Genomic DNA, 20,984 nt, shown 5'->3' with positions numbered 1-20,984 from the left:
TAGCACTCGTCGCTAACGTTGGTGGTGGCACGAGGGAACGGGAGCGGGAACAGTGGACAAGTCCATCGACAAAGCAGTCGCGGACCTCGGCCGCAACATCGGTGAGTACATCCGCGAGCAGCGCAACACCGCCAAGATCTCCTTGCGGGAGTTGGCGAAGCAGGCGGGTGTCTCCAACCCATACCTCAGCCAGATCGAGCGAGGACTGCGCAAGCCCAGCGCGGAGATCCTTCAGCAGATCGCCAAGGGGCTGCGCATCTCGGCCGAAGTGCTCTACGTCGAGGCCGGGATCCTCCAGCAGCGCGAAGGCGGTGCGCTGGCGGACGCCATCGTCGCCGCGACCGATCTGACAGAGCGGCAGAAGCAGGTGCTGCTCGACGTCTACGAATCTTTCCGGCGGGAGAACACCGCCACTGACAAGGAGGACTGATCTCCATGCCGAAGCTCACCCAGGACGACGTTCGCAAGGCCGCCGAGCAGGGCGCCCACGCCGCACGCCAGGCGCTGCTCGCCGCGCTCGGTGCCGGTGACCTCGCCGCCAAGGCCGTGGTCGAGGCCCTGAACAAGGCCAAGGACCGCGCCGACGAGGCCCGCACCCAGGCCGTCGACATCCCGAACGAGCTCAAGGACCTGCGCGAGAAGCTGCAGCCGGCCGAGCTCAAGAAGCTCGTCGACGCCTACACCGCCTCCGCGGTGAACCTGTACACCTACCTCGCCGACCAGGGCGAGCAGACGCTGGAGCAGATCAAGGCCCAGCCGCAGGTCAAGCAGGCCGTGGAGCAGGTCGAGCAGGCCGTCGAGGCCGCGCAGAAGCGCGCCGAGTCCGCCGCCGCCGACGCCCGCGTGATCGCGGACGACGTGCTCGGCAAGGTGACCCGCCGCACCCGTTCGGTCGGCGAGAAGGTCGCCCACGAGGTCGAGGACGCCGCCGAGAAGCTGGCGGAGGAGATCGTCGAGGTCGGTGGCGAGGCCGCGCACGAGGTCCGCAGCACCGCCCGCAAGACCGCGAACCGCACGGCGCCGCGCAAGCCGGCGACGACGACCCGCACCACGACCACGGCGGCGAAGAAGACCACGCCGAACACCGCCAAGTGAGTCTCTGAAGTCACCGGGAGGGGAGCAGTCCGCGAGGGCTGCTCCCCTCCCGGCGTACGTCCACGTAGTCTGGGGAGGTGTTCGACATCCCGATCTTCAGCATCTGGTACCTCGACACCGTCGTGTACTTCGTGTTCGACCTCGTGTTCAGCATCATGGGGCTGTTCGCGTTCTTCCACGCGCTCACACAGCGCGTGGACGCCTACACGGCGGCCGAGCGCATGACCAAGCCCGCCTGGCTGGGTATCACCGGTGGCGGGACGGCGGCGTTGCTGCTGTTCGGGCCCGGTGGCGTCGGGTCGATCTTCTGGTTGGCCGGCCTCATCGCGGTGCTCGTCTACATGGTGGACGTGCGCCCCAAGCTGATCGAGGTCCAGCGCGGCCCGCGCTGGTGATCACCCACTCGTACGGCTCCGGCTCACCGGTGACCCTGGTCGCCCACGGGCTCGGGGCCACGCCTGGCGAGGCGAGGATCCCCGCCTCCGGGCTGCCCGGCACCCGCGTCGTGGTGACGCTGCCGTCGCACGGCGACGCCCCGGACGCGCCGGAGGGCTACTGGGACTACGGCCGGATCGCGGCCGACCTGGGCACCGTTCCCGCTGACCACGCCGTCGGCGTGTCGCTGGGTGCCGGTGCGCTGGTGCGGCTGCTGTCGATCGAACCCGATCGGTTCGCGCGCGTGGCCCTGCTGCTGCCCGCGGTGCTGGACCAGCCGCGGCAGCCGTTCACGTTGCAGCAGCTCTCGGACCTGACCACGGGCCCGCCGATCTACGTGGCCGAGCGCCGGGCGGCACTTTCCCGCCTCGAGGCCGCCGCCTCGCAGCTGCCGGGCCAGGTGGCTGTTCCCGATGCCTCGGTGCTGGCCGCCGTGACGGCTCCGGTGCTGGTCATCGGTGCTGTGGGCGACCCGCTGCACCCCGAGGACGTGGCGAAGGCGACGGCGGCGGCGTTCCCCGAGGGGGAGCTGTGGCTGATCGACTCGGCCTCACCGATGATCACCCACCGCACTCAGATCCGTCACCGGTTGGTGTCCTTCTTCGCCGGGTAGCCGAAGTGCATGGCTGAACAGAAGAAGATCGCGTTCCTCGTCGCGTCGGAAGGCATCGAGCAGGTCGAGCTCACCGAGCCGTGGGCGCACGTCGAGAAGGCCGGCGGAGTGCCGCGCCTGCTCGCGCCGAAGCTCGGAGAGGTGCGGGGTTTCCACCACCTGACGCCCGCCGACGCGTTCCCGGTCGACACGACGTTCGCCGACGCCTCGGCTGACGACTACGCCGGTGCCGTCATCCCTGGTGGTGTCGCCAACGCGGACTTCCTGCGCATGGAGGACGACGCCGTTGAACTCGTGCACGCCCTGGTGGCGGCAGGCAAGCCGATCGCGTCGATCTGCCACGGGCCGTGGCTGCTCGTCGAGGCGAACGTGGTGCGCGGCAAGATGCTGACCTCGTTCCCGAGCCTGCAGACCGACATCCGCAACGCGGGCGGCGACTGGGCCGACGAGGAGGTCCGGGTGTGCGACATGAACGGGTGGACGCTCGTGACGTCCCGCAACCCCGACGACCTGCCGGCGTTCAACCGGGAGGCCCTCAAGGCGTTCGGCCTGGGGTGATCACCGGGATCTGCAGCTCCCGGTGATCTTCTAGAGGCGGGTCTCGGCGTAGTGCGCCATGGCGTCACGCGTCCACTCGGCCATGTTGCCGCCGCCGTCGACCTCGAAGTTGACCCGGAACTCGTCCGAGTCGACGTAGAGGTCGCCCAGGCCCTTGTAGGACTCCCGGTTGGGCGTCCAGCTCAGGCAGATCCAGCGGTAGTGGCGGTCGATCTGCTCCTGCGTTCGCGGAGCGTCGATCGCCGCGCCCTCCGTGTACAGGGCACCGAGCTTCTCCGCGATGTCCCGCCAGTCGGCCATGAACTGGTCCGCGTCAGCGCGCGTCCAGCCCTGCATCTTCTTGCGGCTCTCGACGATGTGCTCCCGCGCACCCTCGCCGTAGCGCTCGACGAGCTCGGCCTCGTGCCGTTCCTGCTTCTTCGCGTCGAAGCCGTCGAACAGCTCTTCCATCTTCACTTCGTCCCCTCCTTCCAGTTCTGCGATCGTTCGCGCGACGGTGCTCGCGAGCCGGTCCAGCCGTTGCTGCTCGTCCCGCAGCCACCGGTGGTGGTTGCGCAGGACGGTCAGCTGGTCCGTGCCGTCGAGCACCTTGGCCACCACGTCGAGGCCCAGGCCCAGGTCGCGCAGCAGCAGGATCTGCTGCAGGCGGTGCACCTGTTCCTTCTCGTAGTAGCGGTAACCGTTGTCGCCGATCCAGGCCGGCGGCAGCAGGCCGATCGAGTCGTAGTGCCGCAGCGTCCTGGACGTCACCTTCGACATCCGGGCCACCTGGGCGATCGACCAGGCCATCTCGGTTCTCCTCTCGCGCTCTGGATTCGAAGGTAGGGGTTGACGCAGCGTCAAAGTCAAACAGCGTTTGGCAGGATGGGCAGCGTGTGGACCATCGCCGGGTCTCTCGAACCCGTACCTGTGCTCTCCCGCCTCGACCTCGTGCCCGAACCGGTCGCGGCCGCTTTGAAGACCCTGGACGGCGCGGACCGCGTCGCCGTGGCCGAGATCGATCCGACCCTCGCCGACACCGCCGAGTTCTGCGCGCACTACGGCTCGCCGCTCGAAGCCTCCGCGAACTGCGTCGTCGTCGCGGGCAAGCGCGGTGACGTGGTCCGTTACGCCGCCTGCATGGTGCTCGCGACCATGCGTGCGGACGTGAACGGTGTCATCCGCAAGCGGCTCGACGCGCGCAAGGCGTCGTTCGCGCCGATGGACGAGGCCGTGGCGTTGACCGGCATGGAGTACGGCGGCATCACGCCCGTGGGTGTGCCGGCGGACTGGCCGATCCTCGTCTCGCCCGAGGTGGCCGCCGCCCCCGAACTGATCGTGGGCAGCGGCATCCGGGGCAGCAAGATCCTCATCCCCGGTGACGTGCTGATGAAGCTCACCGGGGCCGAAGTGCTGCCTGACCTGGCGCGTTAGCAGCCCGGCGCGCAGAGGCGGGCGATCACCTCGTCCGGGTCCAGGTCCCACCTGATCACCCGCGGGTCCGGGCCGGACGACGTGAGGTCGCCGTCGGCGTCGAACAGCACGGCGTTGACCGGGCCGGTGTGGCCGGTCAGCGTTGCCACCTGCGTACCGTCGCCGACCTGCCACAACGTGATCAGGCTGTCGTTGGCGGCGGCCGCCACGGTGGTGCCGTCGCTGCTGGCGGTGACGGCTCCGATAGCGCCTCGGCCGGTGACGAGTGTGCGCGCCTTGCCGTTGTGGTCCCACAGGGCCACTTCGCCGCCTGCGTCGCCCACCACCAGCAGGTCCGAGCCGGGCACGGCGGCGATCGACTTCACGGCGGGGCCGGTCTCGCGGACCACCTCGACCCGGTCGCCGGACCACCGCAGCACCCGGCCGTCGGCTCCGCCCGTGACCACCAGGTCGTTCAGCAACGCCACGGTGTTCACCGGGCCTGAGTGGGCGGTGGGCAGGGCGCGGCCCGGTTCGGTGGCGTTCAGGTCCTGCACGACCACCGCCGCGTCGGCGCCGCCGGTCACCGCCCGGTCGCCGGACACGACGAGGCTCCTGATCGCGCCGCGGTGGTCCTGCCACGTGTGCAGCGGCCGGCCGTCGGTCCGCCAAGTCGAGAGCACGCCGCGCACGTCGGCGACCACGATCTCGTCGGCGTTGCGGAACGCCAGGGCCGTGACGTGCGCCGGGACGTCGATGCGCGCGATCTGCCTGCCCTCGCGGTTCCACAGCAGCACCATCCGGTCGCGGCCGCCGGTGGCGAGCACCGCGCCGTCCGGGGAGAGCGCGATGCCGTCCGGCGGGCTGGTGTGGCCGGTCAGGGGCGGGAGCGGCAGGCTCCAGAGGCTCACGCTCTCGTCGCCGCCCGCCGCGAACCAGGTGCCGTCCGGGCTGAGCGCCGCCACGTAGAACGGGTGCGTGCGGGTGATCAAGCCGGTCAGCCAGCCGCCGTCGGGCACCGTCCACCAGCGGATGCTCCCGTCGTCGCTGGTCGACACGAGTTTGGTGCCGGTCGCGTCGAACTGCACCGAGTGCACGCCGCCGACGTGCCTGCGCAGTCCCGAAGTCTTGCCCGTGGCCAGTACGCGCAGCACCACCTGATGGTCGTCACCGCCAGAAGCGAGCACACGGCCGTCAGGGCTCAACGCGACCGTGCGGACCGCTGAGACGTGATCGGTGAACGTGTGCGCGACGCCGTTCTCCACCACCAACGTGCCCTTCTCGCCACCTGCGACGAGCACGGATCCGTTCAACGCCAACGCGTGAACCTCGCCCAGTTCGTGCAGGACCGTGCCGGTTCGTGTCCAGTCGTCCGTGCGCCACAAGGAGATCAGGCCGTCGGCCGTCGCGACTGCGGCCGTCTTCCCGTCTGCTGCGAGCACGAGCGCACGTACCTCGGCGTCGAGAGAGATGGTCCGCAACGGCAGGTGCGTTCTGGTGTCCCACAAGATGATTCGCCGGTCATCGCCCGCGGACACGAGCGTCGTGCCGCCGGGCATGAACGCGAGCGCGCGCACCGCGCCGTTGTGCTGCGTCAGAACCGCTGGTGCCGCAACGGATGAAGGCGTCCGCAGCAGCACGGAGTGATCGTCGCCCGCAGTGGCCAGCAACGAGCTGTCCGCGCTGAACGCGACCGCACGGACCGTGCCGCGATGATCCTTCAGGACTGCTCGCGCGGGCTTGTAGGCCGCGGTGCTGAGCAACGCCCCGCGCGCTTCGGCGGTCGCCGAGCTGCGGTAGGCGTCCACCGCGAGCTGTGCGGCGGCCTCCGGCCAGGACGCGCTGAGATCCTGTGCCTGCACGGCGATCTGGCGCGACTCGGCGACCCGTTGCTCCCTCAGCGCGGCGTTGCCCTGCACGACGGCCACGGACGTCACCACCAGGCACGCCACGGTCAGCACGGCCAGCGACTTCACCAGCGTGCGCAACCGGCGCGACTGCCGGTCCGCCGCCTGCCGGGACGCGCTCTCCTCGTCCACCGCCGCCTGCAGGAACTCGCGTTCCAGCTCGTTGGACGACACCGGCCACTCGATCCGGCCGGCCAGGTCCCGCATCGCGGCGAGCCGGACTCCCCGGTAGAGCTCACCGGGATCGCGCCCGGCGGCCTGCCACGCCGTCGCGGCGGTGGTGAAGTCGCGGTGCAGCCGCAACGACTCCCGGTCGTCGTCGATCCACTGCCGGAACCGGGGCCACGCGCGCACGAGCGCTTCGTGCGCAAGCTCCACAACGCCGTCCGCGACGACGATCAGCCGTGCGTTCGCGAGGACGTTCACGACGTGCGCGGTATCGGACGGCCTGCCTGCCGCCATCACCTCGTCGAGCGGGGCGCGGCGGCGCAGGTCGTTCACGTCGTCGTGCGTCTGCACGAGCCGAAGCAGCACAGCGCGCGCGACGGCACGTCCACGGACGGACAGCTCGGCATAGGTGCTTTCGGCCGTGGCAGCGACAGCACCGGTGACGCCACCGCTGGCCCGGTAACCGTCGAGGGTCAACCGGCCGCGGTCGCGTCTTCGCCACGTCTCCAACAGCGCGTGCGACAGCAACGGCAGCGCGCCCGACTGCCCGCGCACGTCGGCCATCGCGGCCGCGAGCATGTCCGGCTGCACCTTCAGCCCGGCACGCACGGCCGGTAGCTCGACGGCGGCGCGCAGGTCGTCGTCGGTCATCGGCCCGACCAGCACCTGGGCGTCGCGCAACGCCTCCACCAGCGCAGGAACCGCGGCGCAATGGCCGAGGAAGTCCGCCCGCACGGCCAGCAGCACCCGCTGGTCGCCGTCGAGCAGCGACGCCACGAACGCCTCCCGGTCGGCCGCGCCGTCGAAGTGGGTGAAGAGCTCCTCGAACTGGTCGATCACCACGAGGTCGGCCTGGCCGCCGCGCCAGGTCGTCGGTGTCGCGGTGACGACCTCCCAGTCCGTCAGCGCGGGCAGCACCCCGGCGTGCAGCAACGAGGACTTGCCCGACCCGGACGGCCCGAACACGCCGACGACGCGCTGCCGCCGGATGCGCGCGGTGATGTCGGCGGCGAGCTCCTCACGGCCGAAGTACCTGTCCGCGTCACCGATCCCGAACGCCGTCAGCCCGAGGTACGGCGGCATGTCGTCATCGCCCTTGGCGGCCTGGCGCCAGCGCTGCTCCCATTGGGCCACATCACCTTCGCACGCCTGGACGTACGCGAGCGCCACCGCCAGCGACGGCAGCTGCTCGCCCGCGGCGGCCTGCGACAGCGCGGTGGCGGAGTAGTGCGCGCGCTGGGCGAGCGTCCGGTAGTTCGGTGAGCCCGCCTTCTCCCGCAGTCGCCGAAGCTCCCAGGCGAACCGCTGGACCGCGCCTTCCTCGGGATCGATCGGCCGCTCTCGTCTGCCCACTCGAACTCCCCAGTTGATCTGAGTTGATTGAAAAGCGCCCGCACCCCTGCCTGATCAACTCAACCCGCTCTAAACCTGGTGCCGCAACGACTTCGGCCTGAGCAGGAGCGATGATGACCAGACGCTGGCGCACAGCACTTCTAGTGGCGTTGACGGGTGCGCTGAGCGCGGCGTTGCCCGTGCAGGCGCAGGAGGCGGCGGACGAGCTGATCCACAGCCGCCCGACGGGTGCCTTCGCGTTGACGCCCGACTGGAGCCTGGAGTCCTCCGCCGCGCAGTTGCAGGCAGCCGTCGGCACCACGACGTCGGTCGCCGCGTTGCTGCGTGACGCGAACCGGGACCTCGCGTCGTGCAACAGCGCGCAGCAGCAGGCGCTCCCGGAGAACTACGACCGAACGGACTACCCGCTGACGTCCGGGCAGATCCTGCACAGCAGCGAGAAGTTCTGCTGGGACCCCGGCGACAGCAAGGTCGACTACTGGATCCCCCAGGGCGTCACCGGTTCGTCGGACGCCGACGACGACGGACTCTGGGGCGAGAACCGCATCCTGCTCGTCAGCTGGCACCACGACGACTCCGGGCCGGACAAGGGCGTGCGGATCTCGTTCGTCGACATGAAGAACCGCAAGTACCGGCACGTGCTGCTGGTCGAACCGACCGCGAACGCGAACTACAAGGCCGTGCCCATCCACGCCGGCGGACTCGCCTGGCTCGGCCACTACCTCTACGTGGCCGACACCAACGGCGGCCTGCGCGTGTTCGACGTCGAACGCCTCCTCGAGGTCTCCGACGCGCAGGACAGCATCGGCAAGAGCGGCAGTACCTACTACGCCTACAACTACAAGTACGTGCTGCCGCAGATCGGCTGGTACCGGCAGTCCGTGCGGACGGACTGCGAGCCGAGTGCCGTCCAGCTGTGCTTCTCGTCGCTGTCGCTGGACCGCAGCTCCACGCCGGACACGCTCGTCGTCGGCGAGTACCGCGACGGACGCAGCACCGACACCGCCGTCGACGGTGGCCGGGTGGTCCGCTACCGCGTCGACGCCTCGTCCCGGCAGCTCACGCTCACCAACGGCAAGGCCGTGCCGCAGGACGTGGTGACCGTGCCGCGCAGCAACCTCCAGGGAGTCCAGACCTGGGGCGACACCTACTACCTCGGCCGCAGCTCCAACCGGAAGCACAGCTGGATGCACTTCGGTCGGGCCGGCGGCACCACGGCCACGAACAGCTGGGCGATCGGCGGCGAGGACCTCTACCACGAGCACGGTCCGGGGATCACCGCCGGAAAGCTCTGGACCGTCTCCGAGCACGCCTGGACCGAGGACGGCAGCACCTTCATCGACCGGCGAGCGATCTTCGCCGTGCCGCTCAGCGAGATCGGCTGAGCCCACTCGACTTCCGCCTCCTCCGAGGCGGGAACCCCGGCAAACCTGGAGGAATCTCAATGCGCAAGCTCGTGCTCGCCTTCTCGATGGCCTTCCTGGCCGTCATGGGCTCGATGATGCCCGCTTCCGCGGCGGCGGAGGTCACGTCCGCGCTGGCGGTGTCCGAGGTCGGTGTGGCGGCGGACGGAGTGCAGTTCGCGGTCGCCGGCTCGTTGCCGCCCCGCTCCCAGCTGACGTGCCACTCGTACACGGCCGTGGAGATCTGTTACGAGAAGGGCGGCGACCACTGGTGGGTGCAGGACCAGGACAGCAGTGACAACTCGTCGGCCGGTGTGTACTGGGAGAACTTCCGCGGCGGCAGCCTGTACCGCAACGGCTTCTGCATCAGCAGCCTCGGCAACGGCAACTGGGGACAGTGCAACAAGGACTACTACGAGGACAGCGTGCTGAACGGCTTCCCCTGCACCTGGAACCGCAGCGCGGGCGGCGACATCGTCTGCTCCTCGTCGGGCTACCGCTACCAGTAGGAGCTGATCACCTCGCGCCCTGAACGCAGGGCGCGAGGCCGCCACTAGGCCTGGTACTTGGCCAACAGCTCGATCGCCTCGTCCACGTCGTCCGTGACGAGGATCCACTGCTCGGCCTCCCGGCCCGCCGCGAGCTTCATCACGAGCGGCGCGGCCGGGATCTCGTTCGTCCAGAACGCCTTGCCCAGGAAGATCATGGGGGCGGCCGGGCCGACGCTGCCGTAGTAGTTCTGCGTGAAGTCCTGGAAGACCTCCTGGACCGTGCCCGCCTTGCCCGGCGTGTAGACGATGCCGCCGGTCGCGACCGTCAGCAGGCCCTCCTCGCGCACCGAGTTCGCGAAGTACTTCGCGTGCAGCTCGCAGGCCGGGTTGGGCGGCTCGTGGCCGTAGAACCAGGTCGGGATGCCGATCGTGCGCGGGGTGTCGAAGCTCCGGATCTCCGGGAACGCCGCGAGCCACCGGCCGATCGACTCGTCGTCGTGGCCGAACGACGGGGCCTGCGCGATGGTGGCGAGGACGTCGTTGTCCACCTCGCCGAGCCGCACGCCCAGCGGGACCGCCTCCATCGCACCCGGTCCGCCGCCGGTCAGCACGGTGAAGCCCGCGTTGCCCAGCGCGGCGCCGAGGGCGACGGCGTTGCGGTAGCCGTCGGAGCCGCGGGCGAGCGCGTGACCGCCCATGACCGCGATCGGCGAGCCCGTCAGCATCTCGTCGAGGGCCTCGGTGATCGAGTGGTCGTGCAGGCGTTCGGCCAGCGCGTGCAGCGGGTCCGGGTGGTGGCCCTGCTGCCTGCTGTGCCGGTAGATCTCCGCGTCCGGGGTGTCGGCGTACGACTTGGGGTCGTCCGGGTCGAACCCCGCGAACAGCTCAGCGGGCGTGTAGAGCGCCGACCGGTACACGTCGTAGGGCAGGTCCGGGATGACCGGGAAGATCAACGCTCCCGCGGCTTCGGCCCGGCGCTGCATGGTCTCGCTGAGGGTGCAGCCGAGCAGCAGCGCGCCGTCGAGCGGCACCCGCACGTCCTCGCGAGTGAGGTCCAGCCCGATGATGACGGCTTTGCGCAGGTCAGGAGCTGCCCGCAGCTGGTCGAGGTCGGTGATTTCGATCCGCACGGGAAAAAGCCTATGCCTCGGCCGAACCGCCGTGCCCTCGAATCCGAATGAGTTGGTGGGAACACAGGTCCGCTCGCCCTCCCGACGAGCGGCCGCGGGCCGCGCTGCCCAGGAAAGGTTCCCCGCCATGGCCACCGAACTGCTGACCGGATGCGCCGCCAGAGGCGCACGAGTCGTAGATCCCCACCGCGTCGAGTACCTGGACTGCGGTGGGTACGGAGTCCCCCTGCTCGGCCACGCCCACCCGGCCGTCGTGCAGGCCGTCGTCGGCCAGGTGCGCCGGCCGTCGCTGCTGGACCGCCTGATGCTCGACCTGGTCACCCCGAACGGCCTCGACCACATCCACACCTTCGCCTCGGCCTCCGAGGCCGCCCAGTTCGCCGTCGCCCTCGCCCAGGCGAATGGCCGCCCACGTGTGCTGACCACGGGCGACGTCCCGTACGGCGGCATCGACTCGTTGCGCTCCACCTTGGCGTCCGGACCACCGGCGTGCGTGCTCGTCGAACCGGTCCGCGGCGCCGCGCTGCCCCCCACGGGCTACCTGAGCGCCGTGGCGGAGGTGTGCCGCGAGTCCGGCGCCCTGCTCGTCGTGGACGAGACGCGGTCGGGCCTGGGGCGCCTCGGCGTGTGGTGGGGCGTCGACCTCGACGGCGTGACGCCGGACATCATGCTGGTCGGCGAGGGCCTGTCCGGCGGCGTGCTCCCGATCGCCGCCGTGGTGGCCACGGCCGCCGTAGAGGTGCCGTTGTGGCGCGGCTCGGAAGCCGTGTCACCGCTGGCCTCCGCCGCCGTCAACGCCACCCTGCGCGTCACCGCGTCCGAGGGCCTGGTCGAACGCGCCAAGCTGCTGGGCGACGAGCTGCTGTACGGCCTGCGCGCCGTCGTGGCGGGCAAGGCGCACGCGACCGGGCGGGGGTTGTTGCTCGGTGTCGAGCTGCCCGACCAGAAGGCCGCGGACGTGTTCACCGGTGAGCTGTTGCGACGGCGGGTGCTCGCGGACTTCCGCGGGCGGAAGGTGGGCCTCACCCCGCCCGCGGTCCTCTCGGCCGCCGATGCCGGGTGGCTGATCGAGGCGGTGGGCATGGCGGCCAACAAGATCTGACAGCAATGCCGGGGCGCTGCTCAGACGCCACAGCAATGCCGGGGCGCTGCTCAGGCGCCACAGCAATGCCGGGGCGCTGCTCAGGCGCCACAGCAATGCCGGGGCGCTGCTCAGGCGCCACAGCAATGCCGGGGCGCCGCGCAGGCGCCCCGGCGCTCGCTTGGGCAACGCCCCGCCTGTGCTGCCTACTCGTTCAAAGCACTGCTCAAAGCACTGCTCAAAGCACTGTTCACAACACTGCTCAAACTCAGAAGATCACCGTCTGGTTGCCGTGCACCAGCACCCGGTCCTCCAGGTGCCACCGCAACCCGCGCGCCAGCACCACCTTCTCGATGTCCCGCCCCTTGCGCACCATGTCCGCCACCGAGTCGCCGTGGTGCACGCGCATCACGTCCTGCTCGATGATCGGCCCCGCGTCCAGGTCGGCCGTCACGTAGTGGCAGGTCGCGCCGACCAGCTTCACACCGCGGCGATGCGCCTGGTGGTACGGGCGCGCGCCGATGAACGACGGCAGGAAGCTGTGGTGGATGTTGATCGTGCGACCGGTCCACGCCGCGCACAGCTCCGGCGGCAGGATCTGCATGAAGCGGGCCAGCACCACGGCGTGCGGGTCGTGCTTCTCGACCAGCTGGCGCAGCTGCGCGAACGCCGCCTGCTTGCCCTCGGGGTCGTTGACCGGGAACGGCACGTGGTGGAACGGGATGCCGTGCGCGCGCGTGATGTCGCCCAGCTCCGGGTGGTTGCCGATGACGGCGGACACCTCGACGTCCAGCTCGCCGGTCGCCACGCGGGCCAGCAGGTCGTAGAGGCAGTGGCCCTCCTTCGACACGAGGATGACCAGGCGCTTGCGGGAGCCCGTGTCGGTCACCGTCCACGTCGACTGCGCGCCCAGCGAGGCGGCGACGCCGGCGAAGCGCTCGCGCAGTTCGTCCACGCCGAACGGCAGGGAGTCCGCGCGGACCTCCTGGCGCGTGAAGAACCAGCCCGTCTCCGGGTCGGTGTGGTACGCGGCCTCGACGATCCAGCCGCCGTTGTCCGCGAGGAAGGACGAGATCCTCGCGATGATGCCGGTGCGGTCCGGGCAGCCGAAGGTGATCACATAGCGACGTTCAGGCGATGACACGCCGCAGAAGTATTCACGGCCTGGGCAGCCCCGCCAACAGCGACTCGTCTCCCGTCACGATCGCGTGGCTCGGACGGCCGTAGACGAACCGGTAGAGCGCGTCGGCGGTGCCCGCGAGGGTGGCGTCCTCCTCGAACGCCGAGTCCCGCGGCGCGGCGACGACCAGGGGCTCGCCCTCCGTCAGCCTGACCTCCCAGGTGCGGCCCGCGTCGGCGGCGTGCAGCAGGAGCCTGCCGGTGGCGGTGACGGGGAAGCCCAGCTCGATCCGGCGCCCCACCAGGACCGTGAGGTACTCGTCGACGCCGTCCGCGGCGAACTCCGGGTCGAACACCAGCGCCGGCAGGTCGTGCCCGACGGCCAGTTCCGCGTCCAGGCGGTGGATCGACGTCTCGTGCGCCTGCCTGCGTGCCCAGAAGCCGGCCAGCTTCGGGCCCTGGAACGTCCACGCCGGACGGTCGGCCGGCACCTCGCGCAGGCGGTCCAGGAGCGTGGAAAGCCCTGTCTCCCACCACGAGAGCGCCTCGTCGAGGCCTTCCGGCGCGTGCGGCCACTGGGGCCGACGGTCCTCGGGAGCGGTGACGACGGCCTCCGCCGCCCACGTGTGCACCTCGGCCTGGTGCCGCACGAGGTCGAGCACTGTCCATTCAGGACACGAGGGAACCGGTGCGTCCGAGCCGGCCTTCACGGCGGCCGAACGCATCAGTGAAGCCTGGGTCTCGACCTGCGCGACGTAGTCCACAAGACCCACCCTAGGGCGCGACGGCGGCCCATTCGAGCGTGATCTCGCCGAGCCGCCACCGCTTCCGGTCGTCCAGCACCGGCCAGCCGCGTTCCACCAGCAGCCGCGCCGACTCCACCCACCGCGCCCGAGGCCCGAACGGAGCGAACGGCGCCGCGGTGGCCCAGCAGGCGTCCAGCTCGGCCAGCAACGCGTGCACGCGCTCGCCCGGCACGTTCTTGTGGATCAACGCCTTGGGCAGCCGCTCGGCGACGTCGGAGGGCACCTCGATCGCGGACGGTTTCACCGCCAGCGTGAACGTCTGCGGCCCTTCGGACGACAACGTCACCCACGTGCACCGGCGGCCGATCTCGTCGCACGTGCCCTCGACGACCAGCCCACCCGGAGCCATCCGCGACAGCATCGTGTCCCACGCCTCGAACGACTGCTCCTCGGTGTACTGGCGCAGCACGTTGAAGGCGCGCAACAACACCGGCCGCGCGCCGGCCAACTCGAAGCCGCCGCGCCGGAAGTCGAGGAACGGCGGGTCCGACACGGCCTTGCCCGCGTCCACCCGGTCCTGGTCGATCTCCAGGCCGAGCACGCGCACGTCGGGACGGACGGTCCGCAGTCGTGCGGCCATCTCGACGGTGGTGATCGGCGTGGCCCCGTACCCGAGGTCGACCACGAGCGGGTCGGCCGCGTCCTGCAGGAACGAGGCGAGCGTCCCGGTCATCCACCGGTCGACCCGGCGCAGGCGGTTCGGGTTGGTCGTGCCGCGCGTCGGCAGGCCGAGCGCGCGGGCCCGGCCTGCTGCTAGCCGCGGTTTGCGAGCCATTCGGACGTGAACTCGCTCTCCTTGTCGAGCAGCACGACGACCTGCTCGGCGATCAGCTTCTCCAGCTTGCCGCCGAGGAACGGGATGCCGACCTTGACCTCCCCCGCGAGGGTGGTCTTCGAGCCCGAGCCGTTGTCCAGGACCGTGAACGAGCCCTCGAGGCGGCTGGGCACGCCGTTGATCAGCACCTCGACCGTGCCGGCGCCCGCGGCCCACGTCTCCGTGCGCTGGATCACCAGGTCGCCCCCGAGCGCGGCCTTGACCGCCGACGGCAGGTGCTCGGCGGGAACACCCTGCTTGAGCTGGTACGACGTCCGCTCGTCGGTCTGGTCGAACGACACGAGCGCGGCGTCCTTGCCGCCGATCGCGGCCAGCCTGTCCCGCAGATAGGTCTCGTCGACCATCGCGCCGAAGACCTTCTCCGCCGAATGGGGTGACGTGGTGTGGTGCTCGATGCGGCGTGCCATGTCGCGGAGGCTACCGTTGACGTCTGTGACCACCACGCAGTCCGTACCTCTGGCCGAGCGCACCACGCTCCGACTCGGTGGCCCGGCCGCGCGGTTCGTCCACGCCACGACCGCCGCTGAGCTGGTCGAAGCCGTGCGAACAGCCGACGCCGCCGCCGACGAGAAGGTCCTCGTGCTCGGCGGCGGGTCCAACCTCGTCATCTCCGACGGCGGCTTCGACGGCACCGTCGTGCACGTCGCCACCAACGGTTTCCGGCTCGACCCGCTGGGCGGCGGCATCGTCCAGTTCACCGTCGAGGCGGGCGAGGAGTGGGACGCCGTCGTCGCCGAGGCGGTCGCGCAGGGCCTCGGTGGCCTGGAGTGCCTGTCGGGCATCCCCGGCCTCAACGGCGCCACGCCCGTGCAGAACGTCGGCGCGTACGGCGTCGAGATCTCCCAGGTGCTGCAGTCGGTGGACCTGCTGGACCGCCGCAGCGGCAAGGTGCACCAGGTGCCCGCGGCCAAGCTGGGCCTCGGTTACCGCACCAGCGTGCTCAAGGGCACGGACAACGCCGTCGTGCTGCGCACCAGGTTCACGCTGACGTCCGGGGGCATGTCCGCGCCGATCCGCTACGGCGAGCTCGCGCGCGTCCTCGGTGTGGCGCAAGGGGATCGCGTTCCGGCCGACGAGGCCCGCAAGGCCGTGCTCGAACTGCGCCGCGGCAAGGGCATGGTGCTCGACGCCACCGACCACGACACGTGGAGCGCGGGCTCGTTCTTCACCAACCCGATCATCGACGACTCGACGTTCAACGGCGTGCTGATCCGCATCGCCGAACGCCTGGGCGCGGACGTCGACGTCCCGAGCTACCCGGCGGGCCACGGCCAGAAGAAGCTCTCGGCCGCGTGGCTGATCGAACGGGCGGGCTTCCGCAAGGGGCACCAGGGGCCCGGCGGCCGGGTGTCGTTGTCCGGCAAGCACACGCTGGCCCTGACGAACCGCGGCGGCGCGTCGACCGAGGACCTGCTGGACCTCGCGCGCGAGGTGCGCGACGGCGTGCGGTCCGCGTTCGGCGTGGAGCTGCACCCGGAGCCGGTCTTCGTAGGCGTTCAGCTCTAGCTCTGAGCCACGTGACTAGCGCTGTTCGGGTGACTCCGTGTGACGAACCGCTACTTGGCGTGTTTCATTGAGGTAGGGCTGTCGCCCGTGGAACGGAGGTCGCTGTGAGCTACCTCGACGACAACGTGCGGGCGGTCATCCGCCCGGTCAAGCGGATGGTCGAAGACGAGTTCCTGTCCCGGCCGGGCGTGATCGGCGTCGACATCGGCGAGAAGGTCACCGCCGGGCGCCCGACGGGCAAGGCCGCGATCGTGGTCTACGTGTGCGCCAAGGGACCCGACCTGCCGCACCAGATCCCGGCCGAGGTGCGGGGCGTGCCGACCGACGTCGTGGCCGAGTCGATCGTGCTGCACCGCGCCGGCATGACGCGCGTCAGCGACACGCAACCCGTTGCGGTGGAACGGCATCCGGTCCTGCGCGGCGGCATCGGCATCGGGCCCGCCCGGTCGTTCCGGGTGGTGCCGCCGGAGGTCGAGCGGGCCGGCGAGTTCGTGATCGCCGGCACGCTCGGCGCGTTCGTCGTGACGCGGGACGAGCCGCGCAGGGTGCTGGGCCTCACCACGTTCCACGTCGGCTGCGTCGACGACTCGTGGGCGGTGGGCGACGAGTTCGTGCATCCGTCCAGAGTGGACGGTGGGGTGCCCGGTGTCGACGGGATCGGCGTGCTGGACCGGGCCGCGCTCGCGGGCGCGGTGTGCGCGGCGGCGCTGAGGATGGGCGCGCGGCCGTTCCGCGCGGAGGTGGTCGACATCGGCGCGGTCACGGGCAGCGCGCCGGCGACGATCGGCTCGACCGTGCGCAAACGCGGCCGCACCACCGAGCTCACCTACGGCGTGATCGAGTCGGCCGACGCGACGATCAGGCTCGACTTCGGCGACGGCATCGGCGTGCGGACGTTGCGCGACCAGATCCGCGTCCACTCGTCCGAGCGCTTCGGCGACCACGGCGACAGCGGGGCGGTGCTGGTCGACGCCGACAACCAGGTCGTCGGTCTCTACGTCGCCGGATCGGGCCCGACCGGGTTCGCGAACCCGATCCAGCCCGTCCTGCGTCAGCTCGACGTGGACCTGCTCACTCCCGGTGTGCCCGAGTCGCGGAGGCCTGGGCCCGCGGCTTGAGCACGATCGTGTCGAGGTTCACGTGCGACGGCCGGGTGACGGCGAACGCGATCACGTCCGCCACGTCGTCCGCGACCAGCGGCTCGATGCCCTGGTAGACCTTGGCCGCGCGCTCGGTGTCGCCGCCGAACCGGTTCGCCGAGAAGTCCGTCTCGACCATGCCCGGCTGGATCTCGGTGACCCGCACCGGCTGACCGAGCAGCTCGCCCCTCAGCGTCCGGTGCAGCGCCGACTGGGCGTGCTTGGCGCTCGTGTAGCCCGAGCCGTTGTCATAGGCCTCGTACGCCGCGATGGACGTCACGGACACGATGTGCCCGTCCCCGGACGCGATCAGCTTCGGGATGAACGCCTTGGTCGCCAGCAGGGTGCCGAGGACGTTCGCCTCCCACATCCAGCGCCACTCGTCCGCGACCCCCTCGGCCACGGTCGAGAGCCCGCGGGCTCCACCCGCGTTGTTCACGAGCACGTTCGTTTCGGGTACCCGGTCCGCGAAGGCGGCGACGGAGGCTTCGTCGGTGACGTCCAGCTCGATGGCCGTCCCGTCGATCTCCTTCGCGATAACGTGGAGGAGGTCCAGGCGACGTGCGCCGAGCACGACGTGGAAGCCCTCGGCGGCGAGCCGCCGGGCGGTGGCCTCGCCGATGCCCGCGCTGGCTCCGGTCACAACTGCGACAGGTCGATTCACGACTTCGATCGTAGGCCGCCGAACCGGGTGTGACCGACATCACCCACACCCCGATGGGTTCCTGGACGTCCACCATGGTGGGAGGTCGAAACCGTGAAGAGAACACTTGTCGCGCTGGTCGCTGGACTGACGCTGCTGACCGGCTGCTCGAGTGTCGAGGCGGGGTCACCGAAGGCGGACAGCTCGCTGCCGTCCGCGAAGGTGACCGTGTCCCCGGTCGACGGAACCAAGGACGTGCAGGTCACGACCCCGGTCCAGGTCACCGTGGTGGACGGCAAGATCGAGTCCGTCGCACTGAAGTCACCGGAGGGCGCCGACGTCAAGGGCACCCTCACCGAGGACAAGTCCGGCTGGACGACGGCCGAGCCGCTGGGCTACGGCAAGACGTACAGCTACACCGGCAAGGCCGTCGGCACCGACGGCAAGCCCGTCGAGCTCAAGGGCTCGTTCACCACCGTCGCGCCGGGCTCGCAGACCCGCGCGACCCTCTGGCCCTCCGACAACCAGACCGTCGGCGTCGCGGCGCCGATCATGGTCAAGTTCGAGGCGCCGGTGCAGGACAAGGCGACCGTCGAGAAGGCGCTCAAGGTCACCAACTCGGCGAACGTGCAGGGCTCCTGGGCCTGGCTCAGCTCGCAGGAGGTGCACTACCGGCCGGAGAAGTACTGGCCCGCCAACACGACGATCAAGGTCGAGGCCAAGCTCTACGGCGTCAACTACGGCGGCGGCGCGTTCGGCAAGGCGGACGTGACCAGCGACTTCACCGTCGGCCGCAACCAGGTCGTGAAGATCGACAACCCGACGCACCGGCTCAAGGTGTTCCGGGACGGCGCGCAGGTCGCGGACTACCCGGCCTCGTTCGGCAAGGACGCGGACCCCGAGCTCACGACGCCGAACGGCACGTTCGTGGTCATGGCGAAGAACGACACGTTCTCGTTCGACAACCCGCGCTACGGCTACACCAACGTCGTGAAGAAGTGGGCCGTCCGGTTCTCGAACCACGGCGAGTTCATCCACGAGAACAACGACAACGCGGCCAACATCGGCACGAACAACACCTCGCACGGCTGCGCGAACCTGCTGGAAGCCGACGCGAAGGCGTACTACGACTCGGCCCTGGTCGGCGACCCGGTCGAGGTCACCGGCTCCATCACGACGCTGCCCGCCCAGTTCGACTGGTACGACTGGCAGCTCTCCTGGGCGCAGTGGAAGGAGAAGTCGGCCATCAAGTAGGGCCGGCGGGAATGCGTCCCCCGACCTGGTCGTTCGTACTTGTGTGCATCTGACACACGTGACGGCGGCAGGCGGGGGACGACTGGCCGTTCGTGAGTCGGGTCCGGACGGCGCGCCACCCGTGGTCCTGATCCACGGCTGGGCGCAGACGGGTGAGGTCTGGGACCTCCCCGATTTCCACACCTACGCCGTCGACCTGCGGGGACACGGCGAGTCCGAGGACTTCGGCGACTACCGCGACTCCGCCCGGTGGGCCGCGGACCTGAAGGCCGTGCTCGACCACACCGGGCCCGCGACCGTCGTTGCGTGGTCCTACGGCGGGCTCGTCGTCACCGACCACCTCCGCTTCCACGGCACGTCGTCGATCAACGCGATCGTGCTCGTGAGCGCCATCACCGAGATCGGTCGTGGTCGCCCGGGAGGCGCCACCGGCCGGGTCATGCGGGCCGCGTTGCCCGGCGCGATCACCGACGACGCCGTGATGGGCGAGTTCTGCCGCGCCATGGCACCCGTACTACCTGCTGGGACGGTCGCGAAGCTCACTGCCGCCGCGACCTCCGTGAGCCATAAAGTGCGAGGTGAGCTGTTCCGCAGGGACGTGGGCAGCGCTGACGTGCTGAAGGCCGTAGACGTGCCGACCCTGGTCGTGCACGGAACTCAAGACGAGGTGGTCGCCCCTGCCGCCGCCGAGTACTCCGCCGCCCTGATCCCCGGAGCCGAGTTGAGCCTCTACCCCGACACCGCGCACGCGCCCTTCCTGGAGCGGCCCGAGCGGTTCACCGCCGATCTCCTGCGAGTCGCCCGATGAAGCGCGTCGCGGTGCTCTCAGTGCACACCTCGCCGCTCGAACAGCCGGGAACGGGTGATGCGGGCGGGATGAACGTCTACATCGTGCAGACGGCCACTCGGATGGCCCAGCGCGGCGTCGAGGTGGAGATCTTCACGCGCGCCACGTCGTCGGAGCTGCCGCCGGTGGCCGAGCTCGCGCCCGGCGTGCGGGTCCGGCACGTCGCCGCGGGGCCGTTCGAGGGCCTGGGCAAGGAGGAGCTGCCCGGCCAGCTCTGTGCGTTCACGGCGGGCGTCCTGCGCGCCGAGGCACGGCACGAGCCGGGCTACTACGACGCGATCCACTCGCACTACTGGCTGTCCGGGCAGGTCGGCTGGCTCGCCCGCGAACGGTGGGGCGTGCCGCTCGTCTACACCGCGCACACGCTCGCCAAGGTGAAGAACCTGGCGCTGGCCGAGGGCGACGCCCCGGAACCCAGGATGCGGGTGATCGGCGAGGAGCAGGTCGTCGCCGAGTCGGACCGGCTGGTGGCGAACACCGACATCGAGGCCGGCGAGCTGATCAAGCTCTACGACGCGGAACCGTCCAAGGTCGCCGTCGTGCCGCCCGGTGTCGACCTCGACCGCTTCACACCGGGCGACCAGCGCGCGGCCCGGCAGTCGCTCGGCATCCCGCAGGACGCGATCGTGCTGGCGTTCGTCGGCCGGATCCAGCCGCTGAAGGCCCCTGACGTGCTGCTCCGCGCCGCCGCCGAGATGCTCGTGCGCGATCCCGGGCTGCGTTCGAAGCTCGTCGTGCTGATCGTCGGCGGGCCGTCGGGCAGCGGTACCGAACGGCCGAAGGCGCTGGAGGAGCTGGCCGCGCAGCTGCGGATCACGGACGTCGTGCGCTTTCTGCCGCCGCAGCCCGGCCCGGCGCTGGCCGAGGTCTTCCGGGCCGCGGACCTGGTCGCCGTGCCGAGCCACAACGAGTCGTTCGGGCTGGTGGCGCTGGAGGCCCAGGCCTGCGGAACGCCCGTGGTCGCGGCGGCCGTCGGCGGGCTGCCGGTGGCGGTCAACGACGGCGTGTCCGGGGTGCTGGTGCACGGGCACGAGCCCGGTGAGTGGGCCTCGGCGATCAGCGGGGTCGCCCTGCCGCAGCGGGAGCACCTGGCGAGCAACGCCGTGGGACATGCGCGACGCTTCTCGTGGGACCGCACGACTGACGCCCTGCTGGCGGGGTATCAAGAGGCGGCAGAAGTGTTCCGCCGGGAGGTTTTCGCTTGAGCGA

22 protein-coding genes are annotated in these 20,984 nt (G+C 70.5%); 14 read left to right on the top strand and 8 right to left on the bottom strand.

The features are described from left to right. Positions 1-52 precede the first annotated feature (52 nt). From ACWF7A_RS40040 to ACWF7A_RS40020, 5 genes are all read left to right on the top strand, one after another. The gene (locus ACWF7A_RS40040) at positions 53-430 is read left to right on the top strand and encodes a helix-turn-helix domain-containing protein (RefSeq protein WP_189159062.1); all 378 of its coding nucleotides are present in this window, start codon (positions 53-55) and stop codon (positions 428-430) included. Positions 431-435: 5 nt separating this feature from the next. Next, positions 436-1,095, top strand: a complete 660-nt coding sequence (locus ACWF7A_RS40035; protein WP_452255720.1) for a hypothetical protein — start codon at positions 436-438, stop codon at positions 1,093-1,095. Between the two features lie 101 nt (positions 1,096-1,196). Beyond that, positions 1,197-1,490, top strand: a complete 294-nt coding sequence (locus ACWF7A_RS40030; protein WP_266036577.1) for a DUF2516 family protein — start codon at positions 1,197-1,199, stop codon at positions 1,488-1,490. After that, positions 1,487-2,143 carry an alpha/beta fold hydrolase gene (locus ACWF7A_RS40025; RefSeq protein WP_452255719.1) on the top strand — a complete coding sequence of 219 codons (657 nt, stop codon included), beginning with the start codon at positions 1,487-1,489 and terminating at the stop codon, positions 2,141-2,143. The genes ACWF7A_RS40030 and ACWF7A_RS40025 overlap by 4 nt, the downstream gene beginning before the upstream one ends. 9 nt (positions 2,144-2,152) lie before the next feature. Continuing rightward, on the top strand, positions 2,153-2,701 hold the full coding sequence (locus tag ACWF7A_RS40020; protein WP_452255718.1) for a type 1 glutamine amidotransferase domain-containing protein: 549 nt from the start codon (positions 2,153-2,155) through the stop codon (positions 2,699-2,701). Positions 2,702-2,731: 30 nt separating this feature from the next. On the opposite strand, the gene ACWF7A_RS40015 is transcribed toward ACWF7A_RS40020, so the two are convergent. After that, the gene (locus ACWF7A_RS40015) at positions 2,732-3,490 is read right to left on the bottom strand and encodes a MerR family transcriptional regulator (protein WP_452255717.1); all 759 of its coding nucleotides are present in this window, start codon (positions 3,488-3,490) and stop codon (positions 2,732-2,734) included. A gap of 75 nt (positions 3,491-3,565) precedes the next feature. Between ACWF7A_RS40015 and ACWF7A_RS40010 the strand changes: the two genes are divergently transcribed. Beyond that, positions 3,566-4,114: a YbaK/EbsC family protein gene (locus ACWF7A_RS40010; protein WP_402904767.1), complete on the top strand. Its 549-nt coding sequence runs from the start codon at positions 3,566-3,568 to the stop codon at positions 4,112-4,114. On the opposite strand, the gene ACWF7A_RS40005 is transcribed toward ACWF7A_RS40010, so the two are convergent. Then, positions 4,111-7,521, bottom strand: a complete 3,411-nt coding sequence (locus ACWF7A_RS40005) for an nSTAND1 domain-containing NTPase (RefSeq protein ID WP_452255716.1) — start codon at positions 7,519-7,521, stop codon at positions 4,111-4,113. The two genes, ACWF7A_RS40010 and ACWF7A_RS40005, sit on opposite strands and share 4 nt — an antisense overlap. A 113-nt stretch (positions 7,522-7,634) precedes the next feature. Here ACWF7A_RS40005 and ACWF7A_RS40000 point away from each other — a divergent pair, with 113 nt between their 5' ends. Both ACWF7A_RS40000 and ACWF7A_RS39995 read left to right on the top strand, forming a co-directional pair. Next, entirely contained in the window at positions 7,635-8,906 is a 1,272-nt protein-coding gene (locus tag ACWF7A_RS40000) for a hypothetical protein (RefSeq protein ID WP_452255715.1), read from the top strand. 59 nt (positions 8,907-8,965) lie between these two features. Beyond that, positions 8,966-9,433, top strand: a complete 468-nt coding sequence (locus ACWF7A_RS39995) for a hypothetical protein (protein ID WP_452255714.1) — start codon at positions 8,966-8,968, stop codon at positions 9,431-9,433. Positions 9,434-9,477: 44 nt separating this feature from the next. Here ACWF7A_RS39995 and ACWF7A_RS39990 read toward each other — a convergent pair whose 3' ends face one another. Beyond that, on the bottom strand, positions 9,478-10,545 hold the full coding sequence (locus ACWF7A_RS39990) for an LOG family protein (protein ID WP_452255713.1): 1,068 nt from the start codon (positions 10,543-10,545) through the stop codon (positions 9,478-9,480). 127 nt (positions 10,546-10,672) lie between these two features. Here ACWF7A_RS39990 and ACWF7A_RS39985 point away from each other — a divergent pair, with 127 nt between their 5' ends. Next, positions 10,673-11,647, top strand: a complete 975-nt coding sequence (locus tag ACWF7A_RS39985; RefSeq protein ID WP_452255712.1) for an aminotransferase class III-fold pyridoxal phosphate-dependent enzyme — start codon at positions 10,673-10,675, stop codon at positions 11,645-11,647. Between the two features lie 247 nt (positions 11,648-11,894). Here the strand turns inward: ACWF7A_RS39985 and purU are convergent, their stop codons facing one another. Genes purU through ACWF7A_RS39965 form a run of 4 tightly spaced genes read right to left on the bottom strand, consistent with a single transcriptional unit; the run spans position 11,895 to position 14,793 of the window. Continuing rightward, positions 11,895-12,746 carry a formyltetrahydrofolate deformylase gene (gene purU, locus ACWF7A_RS39980; protein WP_452255711.1) on the bottom strand — a complete coding sequence of 284 codons (852 nt, stop codon included), beginning with the start codon at positions 12,744-12,746 and terminating at the stop codon, positions 11,895-11,897. A gap of 37 nt (positions 12,747-12,783) precedes the next feature. Beyond that, positions 12,784-13,509, bottom strand: coding sequence for a maleylpyruvate isomerase N-terminal domain-containing protein (locus tag ACWF7A_RS39975; RefSeq protein ID WP_452255710.1), 726 nt, complete (start codon positions 13,507-13,509; stop codon positions 12,784-12,786). A gap of 10 nt (positions 13,510-13,519) precedes the next feature. After that, complete coding sequence (locus tag ACWF7A_RS39970; protein WP_452255709.1) at positions 13,520-14,326, bottom strand: class I SAM-dependent methyltransferase; 807 nt, start codon at positions 14,324-14,326, stop codon at positions 13,520-13,522. Continuing rightward, on the bottom strand, positions 14,305-14,793 hold the full coding sequence (locus tag ACWF7A_RS39965; RefSeq protein WP_452255708.1) for a DUF2505 domain-containing protein: 489 nt from the start codon (positions 14,791-14,793) through the stop codon (positions 14,305-14,307). Before ACWF7A_RS39965 ends, ACWF7A_RS39970 begins: the two co-directional genes overlap by 22 nt. Here ACWF7A_RS39965 and ACWF7A_RS39960 point away from each other — a divergent pair. Both ACWF7A_RS39960 and ACWF7A_RS39955 read left to right on the top strand, forming a co-directional pair. Beyond that, positions 14,792-15,892, top strand: coding sequence for a UDP-N-acetylmuramate dehydrogenase (locus ACWF7A_RS39960; protein WP_452255707.1), 1,101 nt, complete (start codon positions 14,792-14,794; stop codon positions 15,890-15,892). The genes ACWF7A_RS39965 and ACWF7A_RS39960 overlap by 2 nt on opposite strands. 104 nt (positions 15,893-15,996) lie before the next feature. Beyond that, positions 15,997-17,010, top strand: a complete 1,014-nt coding sequence (locus ACWF7A_RS39955; protein WP_452255706.1) for a hypothetical protein — start codon at positions 15,997-15,999, stop codon at positions 17,008-17,010. On the opposite strand, the gene ACWF7A_RS39950 is transcribed toward ACWF7A_RS39955, so the two are convergent. Beyond that, positions 16,964-17,695 carry an SDR family NAD(P)-dependent oxidoreductase gene (locus tag ACWF7A_RS39950; protein ID WP_452255705.1) on the bottom strand — a complete coding sequence of 244 codons (732 nt, stop codon included), beginning with the start codon at positions 17,693-17,695 and terminating at the stop codon, positions 16,964-16,966. The two genes, ACWF7A_RS39955 and ACWF7A_RS39950, sit on opposite strands and share 47 nt — an antisense overlap. A gap of 93 nt (positions 17,696-17,788) precedes the next feature. Here ACWF7A_RS39950 and ACWF7A_RS39945 point away from each other — a divergent pair, with 93 nt between their 5' ends. The 3 genes from ACWF7A_RS39945 to mshA are packed head-to-tail and all read left to right on the top strand — an operon-like array spanning position 17,789 to position 20,980. Next, on the top strand, positions 17,789-18,928 hold the full coding sequence (locus tag ACWF7A_RS39945) for a L,D-transpeptidase (protein ID WP_452255704.1): 1,140 nt from the start codon (positions 17,789-17,791) through the stop codon (positions 18,926-18,928). A gap of 43 nt (positions 18,929-18,971) precedes the next feature. Further along, positions 18,972-19,736 carry an alpha/beta fold hydrolase gene (locus ACWF7A_RS39940; RefSeq protein WP_452255703.1) on the top strand — a complete coding sequence of 255 codons (765 nt, stop codon included), beginning with the start codon at positions 18,972-18,974 and terminating at the stop codon, positions 19,734-19,736. Beyond that, positions 19,733-20,980, top strand: a complete 1,248-nt coding sequence (gene mshA, locus ACWF7A_RS39935) for a D-inositol-3-phosphate glycosyltransferase (protein WP_452255702.1) — start codon at positions 19,733-19,735, stop codon at positions 20,978-20,980. The genes ACWF7A_RS39940 and mshA overlap by 4 nt, the downstream gene beginning before the upstream one ends. The last annotated feature ends 4 nt before the right edge of the window (positions 20,981-20,984 follow it).

The organism is Lentzea sp. NPDC055074, assembly GCF_053608005.1.
The sequence above is the reverse complement of the archived record's forward strand: the minus strand, read 5'-3'. Positions and strand labels throughout refer to the sequence as shown.

Coding starts and splice junctions, on each gene's coding strand:
- ACWF7A_RS40035 (WP_452255720.1), top strand. CDS start 436: ATGCCGAAGCTCACCCAGGACGACGTTCGCAAGGCCGCCGAGCAGGGC.
- ACWF7A_RS40020 (WP_452255718.1), top strand. CDS start 2,153: ATGGCTGAACAGAAGAAGATCGCGTTCCTCGTCGCGTCGGAAGGCATC.
- ACWF7A_RS40015 (WP_452255717.1), bottom strand. CDS start 3,490: ATGGCCTGGTCGATCGCCCAGGTGGCCCGGATGTCGAAGGTGACGTCC.
- ACWF7A_RS40010 (WP_402904767.1), top strand. CDS start 3,566: ATGGGCAGCGTGTGGACCATCGCCGGGTCTCTCGAACCCGTACCTGTG.
- ACWF7A_RS40000 (WP_452255715.1), top strand. CDS start 7,635: ATGACCAGACGCTGGCGCACAGCACTTCTAGTGGCGTTGACGGGTGCG.
- ACWF7A_RS39995 (WP_452255714.1), top strand. CDS start 8,966: ATGCGCAAGCTCGTGCTCGCCTTCTCGATGGCCTTCCTGGCCGTCATG.
- ACWF7A_RS39985 (WP_452255712.1), top strand. CDS start 10,673: ATGGCCACCGAACTGCTGACCGGATGCGCCGCCAGAGGCGCACGAGTC.
- ACWF7A_RS39970 (WP_452255709.1), bottom strand. CDS start 14,326: ATGGCTCGCAAACCGCGGCTAGCAGCAGGCCGGGCCCGCGCGCTCGGC.
- ACWF7A_RS39960 (WP_452255707.1), top strand. CDS start 14,792: ATGTCGCGGAGGCTACCGTTGACGTCTGTGACCACCACGCAGTCCGTA.
- ACWF7A_RS39965 (WP_452255708.1), bottom strand. CDS start 14,793: ATGGCACGCCGCATCGAGCACCACACCACGTCACCCCATTCGGCGGAG.
- mshA (WP_452255702.1), top strand. CDS start 19,733: ATGAAGCGCGTCGCGGTGCTCTCAGTGCACACCTCGCCGCTCGAACAG.